This window comes from Methanosarcina siciliae T4/M, from assembly GCF_000970085.1.
GTDB lineage: Archaea > Halobacteriota > Methanosarcinia > Methanosarcinales > Methanosarcinaceae > Methanosarcina > Methanosarcina siciliae.
Map to the genome: position 1 here is coordinate 99,316 of NZ_CP009506.1, position 13,497 is coordinate 112,812.

Here is a 13,497-nt window from a genome sequence, read left to right on the forward strand (position 1 = left end):
TTCTTCACTATTTTTATTATTTTTCGGGTTATTGTCTTATTCTTGCCACTTCTCCAATTTTGTAATTCTTGTAACCGGAGTATAGTAAGGTTTCCGCCGGCTTACCGCAAGTCTGAGCAGTTTTTCGATCTCTTCGGGGCTCTTTGCTTCCCTGACATCAACAAGGTTATCTTGTACAAGCAGGCAGGGCTTGAACTTTCCGTCGGCTGTGACCCTGAGCCTGCTGCAATGGGCGCAGAACTCCGAATTGTCCATTGGCCGCACAAATTCCACTTCAACCCCGTCGATTATGTACTTTTTCCGGTGGTGCAGGTGCCGGACTCTTACCTCGCTTGCTCTTTCCTCAAGGCTTTTTTCGAGTGCCTTCGAGTCAATAGTGTACTTTGAAAGTTGCGGGTCAATGTTCATGAGCTCGATCAGTTGCAGGATAACTTTTCCTCCGTAAGGTCGGATAAACTCCATCATCTCATCGATTTCATTGTCGTTTATGCCCTTCAGGAGTACCATATTCAGCTTTACGGGGGTCAGCCCGGCCTCAACTGCGCTGTCTATCCCTTTAATCACTTGCTCAAGAGTGCCTGGGGGAGCTCCGGTAATCTTTTCATACTTTTCGGGATCAAGGGAATCCAGGCTCACATTTACCCGGTCCAGGCCCGCAGCCTTCAGGGTTTTTGCACGTTTTTCAAGCAGGACGCCGTTTGTAGTTGCCGAAATCTCTTTCAGAGGAGGAAGGCAGGCAAGGATTTCCTCAAAGTCCTTCCGAAAAAGCGGTTCTCCTCCCGAGAACTTCACTTTACGGACTCCGAATTTTGCTGCTTCCCGGATAATTCCGCAGATCAGTTCCGGGCTCATCTCGTGCCCAAGCGGGCCGCAGGAACAGCACTCTGCTCCTTCATTATGGCAGTACATGCAGGAAAGGTTACACCTGTCAGTGATGGATATCCGAAGCCCGGTTACTTTGCGCCCGTAAGGGTCGACCAGGATTTTTTCTCCTTTTTCTTCCGGAAACAGGGAAGTTTTTCCTGAGTTATTGTCCTTCATATTTCCTCGGCGTATTTATATTATCGAGGTAATAATATTTTTTGGTAGAATTCAAATCAGATATTCCGATCTGGTCACCTAAAATTTTCAAAAGTATCATGGCTAAAAAAATATATACTAGCGATATGTTTTAGCCAATATAATATATAATTACAGCTAATATAAATTGGTAGTGCATATTATTTCAGGAACTGGCAGAAGAAAAATATTGAAGTTTGACTTTTTTTCCGGCTTTCTTCAAGTTCATTTCTTCTGGTTTGTTTCTTCAAGCTCATTTTTTAAGCTGCGCTATAGTATACGAGAATAAATCTATTTTGACAGATAAATAGTTGCTGTGCTCCTTTACAGCCGAATTGATATATATTAATCTATCCAATAGGTACCAAATGACAAAAGGAATACTTATCGCAGGAACCCATAGCGGAGTTGGAAAAACCACAGTCTCCATGGGTATCATGGCTGCCCTAAAGCACAGGCAGCTTAAAGTCCAGCCTTACAAGGTAGGCCCGGATTACATTGACCCTTCCCACCACACAGCTATTTGCGGGCGTTCTTCCAGAAATCTGGACACCTACATGATGGGAACGGAAGGGGTGAGGCAGACAGTTGCCCGTACCTCTGCAGACGCTGACGTTGCTGTCGTTGAAGGGGTCATGGGGCTTTTTGACGGGATCGACTCCACGGAAATCGCAAGTTCGGCACATGTGGCCAAGACCCTGGATATCCCGGTGATCCTCGTTATCAATGTCCACGGAATGTCAAGAAGTACCGCAGCTATTCTGAAGGGCTACTCCGAATTCGACCCTGAAGTCAGGATTGCAGGCGTAATCCTGAACCAGGTCGGAAGCCCCCGCCATGTAGAACTCGTAGTAAATTCGCTTCCAGGAAACATTCCTGTTGTCGGCACTATCCCCCGCAAGAAAGAAATCGAAGTCCCTTCAAGGCACCTGGGGCTCTACATGGCGCACGAAAAGGACTATAACACTGCGGAAATGGCAGCCTTTATCGAAGAAAATGTTGACCTTGATGCAGTGCTTGAACTTGCCGAGCCCTGTTCGGTTCCGGATTTCGTGGAAGGTCCGCAGACCGGGGCAGACCTCAGGATCGGGGTTGCCTGGGACCCTGCTTTCTGTTTCTACTACCGGGACATGTTCGATGCTTTCAGGGACCACGGAGCCGAAGTTGTGTTTTTCAGCCCTATGGAAGGAGAGCTTCCGGACGTGAACGGGATTTACTTCGGAGGCGGCTACCCCGAACTCTATGCCGAAGTCCTTGAAAATTCGGAAAGCACCCGGAAACTCAAAGGACTTGCAGCCGACGGCCTGCCCATCTATGCGGAATGTGGAGGCTTGCTCTATCTCTGCGGAGCCTATGAGGTCGATGACAGGACTTATAAACTGGCCGATGTCGTGCCCGCAAATACCCGCATGACAAACCGGCTGAAAGCTCTCGGATACACCGAAGCCCACCCCCTTGACAAAAACTTCTCTTCTCGCAATATCCGGGGTCACGAATTCCATTATTCCATCACGGAATGCGATAGAGATGCCAGGTTTGCATACGAAATGATCCGCGGAAAAGGCATACAGGACGGTTTTGACGGGCTTCTGGAACACAACACTCTTGCAGGGTATATGCACTCCCATCCTGCCAGCTTCCCGGTAGATAAGTTCGTGCAAAAATGCAGGGAATATAAAAGAAGGTAAAAGTTCAGGACTCTAGTAGAAGTTCAGGACTCTAGTAGAAGTTCAGGACTCGAGTAAAAGTTCAGGAGCTTACGCAGTTGAAGTAGTATAAGAGAGATAAAGAGTTCCTGTTCAAATCTCTCTTGTTACTTGCTGTATTATTCTTTCTTTTTTGGTTGAAAAGTTCGAAACTGTCTCTTTAAATAACACTCGATTCTTTAAAGAACTCAGCTTTTTAAATACAACAACCTTTTGCGTTAAAGTGCTGTCCAGCCGCCGTCAACTGTAATTATCTGGCCTGTAATATATTTTGATTCATCGGATGCAAGATAAACAACGGTTGTATCCAGGTCTCCGGATTGTCCCGCACGTCCCATCGGACACATAAATTCAATAATTTTTGCAAATTCAGGATCAGCAACAACTCCTTCGGCCATTCCGAGAGCAAAATAACCGGGTCCGATTGCATTAACAGTAATGCCTTCTTTTGCCCATTCGGTTGCCAGAGCTTTGGTGAGCATCAAAACTCCGCCTTTTGTCGAGCAATAAGCCGTAAGCGGGATTCCTTTCATTGACACTGTTGAGTGAATTGACCCGATGTTAATGATTCTTCCACGTTTTTGCTTTAACATTACTTTCCCGACTTCGCGGGCAAAAAAATAGACACCATTCAGGTTTGTATCAATCATATTGTGCCACATTTCATCAGTTGTTTTGTCCGCAGCATCAATAAGTCCGAGACCGGCGTTGTTTACAAGGATATCAATTCTGCCGAAGTCTTTTTCTATCAGCTCCACAGCATTCTTAATCTGGCCTGTTTGCATTACATCACAGAGGTAATAGCGGCAGGTTACTCCAAGTTTTTCAATTTCCTTCTGTACTTCCTTTAATTTTTCTTCACGGCGTGCAACTATAGCAATATTTGCACCTTGATTTGCCAGAGCCCTGGCAAATTCTACTCCAAGCCCTGAGGAAGCGCCTGTTACAATAGCAACTTTTCCTGTTAAATCAAATAGATTTTTCATTTCTCATTCCCCTATTTTTTCATTACATTTTAGAGTTCTTTACTTACTTTAAATGTTCGTATGTTGTACTGTGTGTTATCCTCGAATTTGATACTTTCGGCCTGCTAGGCTGAGATTAATAAATACCAAAGTAATTTTTAGGAATTGAAGTAATGTACCGGAACGGATACTTGGAATGAATACTGAAAAGATTTGTTGAACAGTTTTTAACCGTATATGAACAATAATTTGGAATGAACCATACAGGTATCTTGCTCACTGTAAAAGGAGGGAATAGGATGAAATTCATATGTCCGCTTATTGTTGTCAATAATATGGAAATTTCCAGGAACTTTTACGAAAAGGTTCTCAATCAAAAAGTACAGTATGATTTTGGTGAAAACGTATCATTTGAAGGTGGTTTTGCGATACACTTAAAGTCGCATTTTTCAGACTTAATAAACATAAACAAAAACGATATCGTCCAAAAATCAAATAATTCTGAATTGTATTTTGAAGAGGCCGATTTAGATAATTTCCTTCAAAAGCTGAAAAATATGGATTCAATTGAATATGTACACGGATTAAAAGAACAGCCCTGGGGCCAGAGGGTTCTCAGATTCTACGATCCCGATATGCATATTGTTGAGGTTGGCGAACCCATGGAAAGTGTGGTAAAAAGACTGCTGAATGAAGGGTTGTCGGTCGAAGAAACCTCAAAACGCACTTTAATGTCTGAGGAATTTGTCAGGCAGTTCCTATAATCATCCAGTGGTTGGCAGCCCTTTCATTCCCTTTTTCATTTCTCTTTAATTTCATTTCTCTTTAATTTCATTTCTCTTTAATTTCATTCCCTTTTTCGTTCTTCTTTTCCTTTTTCTCCTCTTTTTCCTTTTTCTCTTCGTTTTCTTTTTCTTTTCCCTCTTCTTTTTCCCTTTCTTTATTTTTCAGGAAAACCCTCCTCTCGTAATACCCGAGGGGGTGGCTGATCTTTGCGCAAAGTCCGTCTTTTCCTATGCAGTTGCCGTATGTCCGCATGGTATCGCAGGCAGGGGGTTTGTACTCGTTCCCCGTAGCTCCGGCTATGTGTTCGATCTGGTAGAGGGTTTTTTCCGCGTCAAAGTCGGGGGAGACGTTGAAGAGGTTCAGGATCTCGTCCACGGACATTCCTACGTTCAGAAGAAATGAGGTCATTGCAAAACGCATCGAATGGGCAAGGTTGACCCCTCCCTGTACGTTTGCAAGGGCATGGGAAATACAGGGGGGGAAGAGTTCGGGCTCAACTGCCCCGAAGTCCGTAGCTCCGAATTTCTTTTTCTGAACCTCGAATTGTTCCTTTATCTCGGCGACATAGGGGGCACAGAAAGCGGAGACTTCGGGAGGAATTTCAGGGATCGGAAAGGACTGTTCAATCCTTTCCCTGATTGCCTCTTCAAGTAGCCTTGCAAACTCTTCTTTTGTTATTCTTATCTTCCCTGCCCTGAACTGGCGGTTTGTCAGTTTCCATGAGGGGTCTTTGAGGGAATTGGAAAAGCGGATATAGTCCGTAAAATGCATACTGAAATGGGAGTCTCTGACTTCTGCCGAGATTCCGAAGTCTTCTCCGAATTCGAGCAAAAAGTCCGAGGTTTCGTTTCTTAAAAAAGTATAGGCAGCCTTGGCTTCTGCGAGGGCGTAGCGCCGGGTAAAAAGCTGGTCATCCACGCAGGCGACCAGCATCCTGGCAAAGGGATAGGAAAGGAGTTCAGAGAGCACCTGGGCTTCCCCTGATACGGGGGACTTTTTTATTTCCCCTTCAAGAGCTTCCTTTACTCTTTCTATTCCGCGAGCTCTTGCGGTCCTGTAAGCCCGTGAATTGAGCAGGCTTTCCAGGGAAATTCCCAGGTTTTCAACGTGGGCAGATGCTTCTGAAATAAATGGGTAATATGCAAGTTTTTCGGCCTGCATGCCATCCTTAGTCTGATTCTATTCTAGGGGCCAGGAGGTAAGATATTCTACCTGCACCGTTTGCAATTTCAAAGTCAATCAGGATAGGGAAATCCCTGCCAAGAGAGAGAGTAACCTCATTTACCTTGTTTGTGGGCTTGACTATATCTGTCAGGTAGTCCAGGGAGAAGAGGGAACAGGCTTCACCTGCTTTCAGGTCGATTAACTGGTCTCTGCCCATTTCCAGGCGGACCTGATCTGTATCGCCCTTAGCTTCCATATAGAAAGTATCTCCGGAGACCCCCATGAGCATATGGTCGCTTATCTTTTCTGCGGCTTTTACGGCACGCCTAAGGTCTGCACCGTTCAGGACAACTTTGGCAGGCAGCTCGAGCTGGGGAACTCTGGGTTCCGCACGGATTGTTGAAGGGTCCAGCAGGGAAAGAGTATAGGACAGCCCTCCTACATCGATCAGGAGTTTATTGCTTTCTTCTTCAAGTTCCATCCTGACTGTATCGTTCCTGTCTGCAATTCCCAGAAGGTCGGTAATCTTGTTCAGGTCAAGTCCTATCTCACACTCATCAGCGCTGTATTCCTCAAAAGCCGATGACCCAAGTTCAAAAATTCCCATTGCAACGTTGGCAGGGTCAACTGCTTTTACCGAAATCCCTTCGGGTTTAATTTTGAACCTAACCTCATCTACAATTACAGCCAGTGAGGCAATCGCGTCTTTCAGAAGCTCTGCATTAATTGCTGCCTTGAACATGATTCTTCTCCATCAAATAAATTTAAGCCTTAAACCCTTATCTATCCTTGGATATATAAATTTCCTTACAATTTGGGACTTTTTTTCCTTTTAGGGAAAACCCCTAATAGGAATAAGTAGCCATATATGGAATCTGGTTAAACCAGTAGATTCAAAGTCCCGGCAACTATATAAATCTTGGTCAGAAAATCAGAAAGCTTCAGGCTCTACCTGAAACATAAAAGAAGTTCTGACCTGAGAATTAGTTTTCCAAAAGTACATTTTCCAGAACTACGTTTTTTAGAAAGGCCGGAAGAAAAATTATGGAATTCAGTCGTATTCTCTCCACGTAAACCCGCACTTTGTACACTTGAAGAAACGGGTTTCGGACTCGTCAGCGGATCTCAGTTGTCTGAGCCACCAGGCTGCAGTGTTGTTCCCGCACTCCGGGCATTTTACATTCGTTGTTGGCAGGCCTGACGTCTGCTCCCCTTCGAGTACCACTACTTCATGATCATCAATCTTGGCTTTAGAGACAAAATTCTCTGCATCACTTTCAATCGGTATTATGTTTCCACACTTCCTGCAATGGTAGTTGCCGTCTTTAGGAAACATCATACTTTTACATTTGGGACAGAACTGCATCAATATCACTTTTTGCGTCATTTATCATTTTATTGTGGTCAAAAGCCAGCTCAGGAATAGAATCGAACTCAAAAAGTTCAACGGCATCAGCGTCAGATCCTGATTTCGGATCTCCGTATCCTTTCGCAAGGTAACACACCGAGACCGTATGCCTTCTCGGATCGCGTTCAGGGTCGGAATAGACACCGATGAGTTTGAGAATCTCTATGGAAAGCCCCGTTTCTTCAAAAGCTTCCCTTGAAGCTGCTTCTTCTGTGCTTTCCCCTATTTCAACGAAGCCACCAGGAAGGGCAAATTTTCCCTGGTATGGAGGGTTTTTTCTCTTCACCAGAACAAGCTTGTTTTTAAAGAGAATTACAGCGTCAACAGTCAGGTTTGGGGTATTGTGTTTCATAAAACTCCTTCAAAGTTCACTTTCCGGGAAATATTTTTCCTCTTCCAATCTCCTTCCTGATTAGCTTTTTGTGGCGGCTTTGCCATATAAATAATATATTAGTATAGTGCCTATTGTAGAAACTCGTCATCATATTTCAATTATTCTTATCAACTTTTTTATCCTTTCTCAATTCTGTTTCTAGTTATTCTCCGGTTCTCAGGGCTATGAGCCGAGTTCCATAAAGCAAAAAAGCCACTTACACAGTAGTCTTTATTAAATGTTTCTCTTTTGCAGGTTCCCAAAAAGTTCTTTATTACTTTTTTAAGAACCATTCTGCTCAGATTATTTTTCTTATATGTCCGGAGTATTTTTCTTATATATCCGGAGTATTTTTCTTATAAATAGAGGTCCTTTATAATCGTTATTTTTCTATAATAGGAATTTGTTACCTATCTACAGGGTTCCCAATCTCCTCATATGCTGACTATAGAAATCTGCGCAGGTATTTATATATCAGAGTTATTCCAGGTGCGTATGATCTGCAATAAGGTATGCATTTGCCAGTGCCCTGTCACAGCTTTTCAAGGAGTAACAATTCATAAGGCCATGAATCTGCTGGCTGTAGGTTCGTTATGTCAATAAAATCCATAAGCTTTGAATTCCTTTATACTTATAATCATAAAAACTTCAAGTCATTTATAGAAGCTCTATGGAAATCTATTAATTATTTTAGGGAATTTCATGTTCTACTTTCCGGAAACTTCAGAACTTGTTCGGGATCTTCCAGTATCACAGAAGAAAAAGGGAATTTGGAATTTCTTGAGCCCGGACAAAAAGGTGCGTGAAAAATGATAGAAAGTGTACTCTGGCTCGCAGTCGGGTTAATGATTGCGTCATCCGTTATTCCCAGGACCTCAAGGGTTCGTAAACTGGTAGGGGGAATAGGATGGGGTGTGTTTTCCATCCATTGGGGTTACCAGCCTCTCCACTACATCGAGATTCAGGACTATGCTAATGTGGTCCTTACATTTTTATTTGCCCTGTTATGTTTACTTGTTGCATATACCATGCTTCGGGAGTACAGGGAAGGTCCTCTTCTTATAAAACAGAATAGAGAAGTGGTGCATTCGGAAATTTCAGCTCCTGGTGAAGGTGAGTCCCTTGACATAACTTCGATGCTTACGAGTGCAAGTGCTCTTGGAGCTCTTGTTTATTTCCCGTTTGCAAATTTTTCTACCCTGAATACCTGGATTATTGGGAATGTTACTTCACAGGTTCTCTGGGTTCTTCAATACTTCGAGATTCCGGCATCCTTGAAAGCCTGGAATATGATAACTCTTAACGGCTATACTGTTGAGATTATCCTTGCCTGTACTGCAATTGAAAGCATAGCTCTTTTTATGGGGTTAATAGGCGCGGTCAAAGCGCCCCTTAACCGTCTGGTCATGGCTTTCATCGTATCCGTGCCTGTGATCTATGTGCTTAACCTCATCAGAGATATTTTTGTGGTTATAGCCTATGGAGAACAGTGGTTTGGGGTTGATAGTTTCGTAATTGCCCATAACTATATTGCGAAGGCAGGTTCGGGGATCGCTCTCTTTGCAATTTCATATGTAGTACTCAAAATTCTGCCTGAGTTGCTTGGAATGATCGATGGCCTCTGGGTAATACTTTCCGAAGAATTGAAATATCTTCTGCATAGATTTGCTGAGGATTGAGATCAATGATTGCAAAAGGATCCGAACCCTGGCTTTTCACAGCTTCATCCGTAACTGCTCTGTTTGCAATTCTCTCCCGGGCAACGGATAGTTTACCATTCCTTAATCATGTAGCTCACATGGGGATGGCATTAACTTTCTTTATGGTTATCTTTTTCAGGGACCCCGAAAGAAAGGTAGAAATCTCTGACGCTTATATGATTTCTCCTGCCGATGGTACGGTTATCGACATCAGGGACAGGAAAATCTGTATTTTTATGTTTCTTCAGAACGTACATGTAAACAGAGCTCCGATTTCCGGAATAATCAGGGAAATTACCTACAAGAAAGGTGGCTATCTCCCTGCTTTTTGTAAGGATTCGGAAAGGAATGAAAGAAACGAGTTCGTTATTCATAGCAAGTACGGGGATGTAGAGGTCACACAGATTGCAGGCACTATTGCCCGCAGGATTGTCACATATTCGAATGTGAATGACATTGTAGACCAGGGACAGCGTATCGGGATGATCCGTTTCGGGTCAAGAGTCGATGTAACAATTCCTCATGATTTTGATATCACCGTCTGTAAAGGGGAGCGGGTGCTTGCAGGCAAAAGCGTTATAGCAACAATAAAGAATGACAGGGACTTTTGATATGAACGTATTTCAAATGTTAAGGCTCCCGGATATGGTTTCTCTTTTGAACCTGATCTGCGGGATTGGCTCCATTGCAGTAGCTGCTCAGAGTAACTCTTTTGGCTTTGCTTTGATATTACTCCTGATTGCGGCAATTGCAGACGGAGCAGACGGATACATCGCCCGCAGGTTCAAAGGAGGAGAACTCGGGGAGCAACTCGACTCCCTCGCCGATGCAGTCTCTTTTGGGGTCGCTCCCGCTCTTCTCATCTTCCTGGAGTTCGGAGAACAGGATCCTCTTGTCGCGATATTTGCAGCTTTCTATGCTGTATGCGGAGTGCTAAGGCTCGCCCGTTTCAATTCTACGATATCTACCTCGAAGCCCGGATTTGAAGGACTCCCCATCACCGCAGGTTGTATTATGCTGGTTACCTATCTTTTGCTTGGAGAAAGTATCGTAGGTATAGCCTTTTTGCTGGCTCTGACTTTAGCTCTTTCTATCCTTATGGTGAGTTCCGTAAGTTATCCCAAGATCCGGGATACCAGGGTCCTTGCTTTTGTAGCTGCGGTTTTCGGGATTACTATTCTTCTGTACTTTATTGATCTGGAGTACATGCGGCTTTTTTCTTTCCTGCCCTTCATTCTTATGCTTACTTACCTGTTTTCTCCTTTCCTGAAGGTCCCTCTGATCAGCCCTGTTAACAGTAAGGAGCAGGGGAACAAAAAGGGACTGAAAGCCGGAGGGAGAAATGAAAAGCAGTAAAGGCAGTTTAAATATTACTGTAGTTTCCTGTAGTTTCGAACTTAAATATTCACACTTAAATTACATTTAACCACTCAATAACTGGTATTTGATTCTAATTTCTCACAGCACATTGAATCAACAGGGCAGATCGAATTAACAGACGCGCATTGGTTCGTCATGATTACATTGTATCAGCAGGGATTGATTGAATCGGTAAGATTAATTTGGATTAGTAAGGGCTTTGGATAAACAAGGCGTATTGGATTGAAAAGGAGAAGTTTATTTGGCTGCAAATAAAATAACCGATAGGGATAACGCACTTTTCGAAGCAGGAATAAAACTGGGAGCTCTCTACCATCAGTTTACGGGTTCCCCGGTAAACCTTAAAACAGCTTCGAGCCTTGAGCAGGCTATTCAGGAAAGCATTTCAGTTCAGCCTTTTGTGGAAAGTATCTCCGTGAAAATTGACCGGGATCTCTTGAAGAGTAAGCTAAACAGCGAGTTCGGATACACCGAGCTTCAGGGTCCCATGCTTGATGTTAAAATCATTGTAAAATACTGCTCTTCACGGGTGAAAGTTGCAATGGAATTCGACTCCGAACTGAATTATCCATTGATGAAAATTGAAAGTTTAGAATAAAATTGAAAGCCAAACCTAAGAAAAATTAAATCTTAATTAAGATAAACAGAGGTGTTCAAACCTCTGTTTTTGCAATTTCAAAAGCTCTGATTACCTTTTCATTCTGTTCGGGGGTGCCGACTGTTACCCTGATAAAGGAGTCTCCGGCTTCCCTGAAAGAATCACAGGGGCGCACGATTATTCCTTTTTTCATAAGGCTTTCTGAGACCTTTTTTGATTTCAGGGGGGCAACATCTACGAGCACGAAGTTTGCCTGTGACGGATAAACCGTAAACGGGATGTTTTTCCTCAGGTATTCCCTGCCTTCCCTTGCAAGATTTATGCTTTTATTCAGGTGGTCCGTATCCGAAAGTGCGGCTACTCCCGCCCTTAATGCCGGAAGGCTTACAGAAAACGGGGTGGCTGCCCTTAAATACTCTTTTGAGAGCCATTCAGGTAATATTCCATAGCCAAGGCGCAGGCCTGCAAGCCCGAACACCTTGGAGAAAGTCCTCCCAACCGCAAGGTTGTCATATTCCCTTACAAGCCCTGCAAGGTCCCGGTCTGCAAACTCGACGTATGCTTCGTCCACAAACACGAGAGCGTGGGTATTTTCTAAGATTTTCCTCAGGTCGGCTTCGGGAAGGAGGTTGCCTGAAGGGTTGTTTGGGGAGCAGAGAAAAATGATCTTTGTCCTGGGCGAGACGGCTCCGAGGATCTTTTCAGGTCCCAGGGAAAAGTCGGGGTTCCGCCTGACAAACACAGGTTTTCCCCCGCAGGCTCTGGCAGGCAGTTCGTAATAGGAAAAGGTGGGGGTGGGAACAATAACCTCGTCTCCCCTGTCAATCATTATCCTGCAAAGCCCGTCAAGCAGCCCGTCCATCCCGGGACCGGAAGCGACGATGTTCGATACCGGAAAACCGGTGTATTTCGAGAGGGCTTCTTTTAATTCTCGCGCATCGGCTGAAGGGTAAATATTTGCTCCGGGGGCAGCCTCTACGAGAGCCCGGATAGCTTTTGGGGAGGGCCCCAGGGGGTTTTCATTTGAACCGAGTTTGATAATCGCTGTCGGATCAAGCCCGTAGGCGGCAGCTATCTCTTCTATGGATTTCCCGGGAATGTACTCTGCGATCTCAAATATTTCTTTTTTTATCAGTTCAGGCCTGCTCAAGAACATCAACTACCGTATCGATCTGTTCTTTCGTAATCACAAGTGGGGGGACAAGGCGGAGTACCGATTCCGAGGTGCAGTTTACAAGCACACCCTGCTCCCTTGCAAAGTCAACAAATTTGCTGCAGGGGTATTTGATCTCAACGCCTATCATGAGCCCTTTTCCACGGACTTCCACAACATCATCCCTTGCCATGCCGGCAAGCTTTTCCCTGAAATAAGCTCCCATTTCCTTTGAGCGCTCGAGAAGCTTTTCTTCCTTTATCACCTTAACCGATGCAAGAGCGGCTGCACAGGCAAGCGGCCCGCCTCCGAAGGTAGCAGCGTGCTGTCCGCGCCCGAAGCTGATCCCGTTGCGGGCTGCAATGGCGCCCATGGGGAAGCCACCACCTATTGACTTTGCCATGCTCATAATGTCAGGTTCAATTCCGAACTGCTCTTTGCAAAACCAGGTGCCTGTCCTTCCAAAACCGGTCTGTACTTCATCAAAGATCAGGAGAGTGCCGGTCTCATCACAGATCTCCTTTACTTCTTTTAAGTATCCGGGGCCAGGTATGTTTACCCCGCCTTCTCCCTGAATGGGCTCAAGAATTACTGCTGCGGTGTTTTCGGAAATTGCCTGCCTGATAGCTTCGGCATCGGAATACGGTACAAAGGCGGTTTCGGAGCTTACCGGCGGCATGAAGGGGTCCCTGTACATGCTTTTGTGGGTCACGCTGAGGGCTCCTATAGTCCTCCCGTGGAAGGAGTGTTCGGCTGCTACAAAAGCACTTTTTCCCGTAGCCAGACGAGCCAGTTTCATTGCAGCTTCTACGGATTCGGCTCCCGAGTTGCAGAAAAAGACGCGCTCCATCCCTGTAATCGAGGCAAGGGTTTCCGCAAACTCTGCCTGGATTTCGGTATAATAGAGATTTGAAACGTGAATCAGGTTCTCTGCCTGTGCCTGGATTGCTTTAACAACTGCTGGGTGGCAGTGCCCTACATTGTTTACCGCGATGCCTGCAACGCAGTCGATATACTCTTTTCCGTAAATATCCTGGACAACCGCCCCCTTACCCTTTGAAAGCACAAGGGGCTGGTGCCCGTATGTCTGCATTACATATTTTGAGTCTTTTTCTATAACGGAATCGTACCTTGCCTGCGGGTCCCCTGATTCAATAATGTTTTCTGTCAAGTGAATTCCTTTCCTTGAATTTGTGATTATAAGC

The 13,497-nt window shown here is 44.7% G+C and carries 14 protein-coding genes; 6 read left to right on the forward strand and 8 right to left on the reverse strand.

Annotated elements, in window-relative coordinates; all coding sequences use genetic code 11:
* Positions 1 to 36: 36 nt before the first annotated feature.
* On the reverse strand, positions 37 to 1,041 hold the full coding sequence (gene moaA / locus MSSIT_RS00460; protein ID WP_048169074.1) for a GTP 3',8-cyclase MoaA: 1,005 nt from the start codon (positions 1,039 to 1,041) through the stop codon (positions 37 to 39).
* Positions 1,042 to 1,427: 386 nt separating this feature from the next.
* On the opposite strand from moaA, the gene MSSIT_RS00465 reads away from it, so the two are divergent.
* The gene (locus tag MSSIT_RS00465) at positions 1,428 to 2,747 is read left to right on the forward strand and encodes a cobyrinate a,c-diamide synthase (RefSeq protein ID WP_048169077.1); all 1,320 of its coding nucleotides are present in this window, start codon (positions 1,428 to 1,430) and stop codon (positions 2,745 to 2,747) included.
* A 236-nt stretch (positions 2,748 to 2,983) separates the two neighbouring features.
* On the opposite strand, the gene MSSIT_RS00470 is transcribed toward MSSIT_RS00465, so the two are convergent.
* On the reverse strand, positions 2,984 to 3,751 hold the full coding sequence (locus tag MSSIT_RS00470) for an SDR family oxidoreductase (protein ID WP_048169078.1): 768 nt from the start codon (positions 3,749 to 3,751) through the stop codon (positions 2,984 to 2,986).
* A gap of 278 nt (positions 3,752 to 4,029) precedes the next feature.
* Between MSSIT_RS00470 and MSSIT_RS00475 the strand changes: the two genes are divergently transcribed.
* Positions 4,030 to 4,494, forward strand: a complete 465-nt coding sequence (locus MSSIT_RS00475; protein WP_048169080.1) for a glyoxalase/bleomycin resistance/dioxygenase family protein — start codon at positions 4,030 to 4,032, stop codon at positions 4,492 to 4,494.
* Between the two features lie 67 nt (positions 4,495 to 4,561).
* Here the strand turns inward: MSSIT_RS00475 and priL are convergent, their stop codons facing one another.
* The 4 genes from priL to MSSIT_RS00495 all read right to left on the reverse strand — a co-directional run bounded on the left by priL (position 4,562) and on the right by MSSIT_RS00495 (position 7,440).
* Positions 4,562 to 5,677, reverse strand: coding sequence for a DNA primase regulatory subunit PriL (gene priL, locus MSSIT_RS00480; RefSeq protein WP_048169083.1), 1,116 nt, complete (start codon positions 5,675 to 5,677; stop codon positions 4,562 to 4,564).
* A gap of 7 nt (positions 5,678 to 5,684) precedes the next feature.
* Positions 5,685 to 6,422 (reverse strand): DNA polymerase sliding clamp, encoded by a 738-nt coding sequence (locus tag MSSIT_RS00485; RefSeq protein ID WP_048169085.1) that lies wholly within the window; start codon positions 6,420 to 6,422, stop codon positions 5,685 to 5,687.
* 309 nt (positions 6,423 to 6,731) lie between these two features.
* A complete protein-coding gene (locus MSSIT_RS00490; RefSeq protein WP_048169087.1) occupies positions 6,732 to 7,046 on the reverse strand; it encodes a transcription factor S in 315 nt (104 codons plus the stop codon).
* On the reverse strand, positions 7,024 to 7,440 hold the full coding sequence (locus MSSIT_RS00495) for an NUDIX domain-containing protein (protein ID WP_048169089.1): 417 nt from the start codon (positions 7,438 to 7,440) through the stop codon (positions 7,024 to 7,026). The genes MSSIT_RS00490 and MSSIT_RS00495 overlap by 23 nt, the downstream gene beginning before the upstream one ends.
* A gap of 830 nt (positions 7,441 to 8,270) precedes the next feature.
* Between MSSIT_RS00495 and artA the strand changes: the two genes are divergently transcribed.
* From artA to MSSIT_RS00515, 4 genes are all read left to right on the forward strand, one after another.
* Positions 8,271 to 9,140, forward strand: a complete 870-nt coding sequence (gene artA / locus MSSIT_RS00500; RefSeq protein ID WP_048169091.1) for an archaeosortase A — start codon at positions 8,271 to 8,273, stop codon at positions 9,138 to 9,140.
* 5 nt (positions 9,141 to 9,145) lie between these two features.
* Positions 9,146 to 9,772, forward strand: a complete 627-nt coding sequence (locus MSSIT_RS00505; RefSeq protein WP_048169093.1) for a phosphatidylserine decarboxylase — start codon at positions 9,146 to 9,148, stop codon at positions 9,770 to 9,772.
* On the forward strand, positions 9,756 to 10,517 hold the full coding sequence (locus tag MSSIT_RS00510; RefSeq protein ID WP_231590252.1) for an archaetidylserine synthase: 762 nt from the start codon (positions 9,756 to 9,758) through the stop codon (positions 10,515 to 10,517). Before MSSIT_RS00505 ends, MSSIT_RS00510 begins: the two co-directional genes overlap by 17 nt.
* 265 nt (positions 10,518 to 10,782) lie before the next feature.
* On the forward strand, positions 10,783 to 11,139 hold the full coding sequence (locus MSSIT_RS00515) for a dihydroneopterin aldolase family protein (RefSeq protein WP_048169096.1): 357 nt from the start codon (positions 10,783 to 10,785) through the stop codon (positions 11,137 to 11,139).
* A gap of 55 nt (positions 11,140 to 11,194) precedes the next feature.
* Here the strand turns inward: MSSIT_RS00515 and hisC are convergent, their stop codons facing one another.
* On the reverse strand, positions 11,195 to 12,295 hold the full coding sequence (gene hisC / locus MSSIT_RS00520; protein WP_048169098.1) for a histidinol-phosphate transaminase: 1,101 nt from the start codon (positions 12,293 to 12,295) through the stop codon (positions 11,195 to 11,197).
* Complete coding sequence (locus tag MSSIT_RS00525; RefSeq protein ID WP_048169100.1) at positions 12,276 to 13,463, reverse strand: acetylornithine transaminase; 1,188 nt, start codon at positions 13,461 to 13,463, stop codon at positions 12,276 to 12,278. The genes hisC and MSSIT_RS00525 overlap by 20 nt, the downstream gene beginning before the upstream one ends.
* Positions 13,464 to 13,497 lie beyond the last annotated feature (34 nt).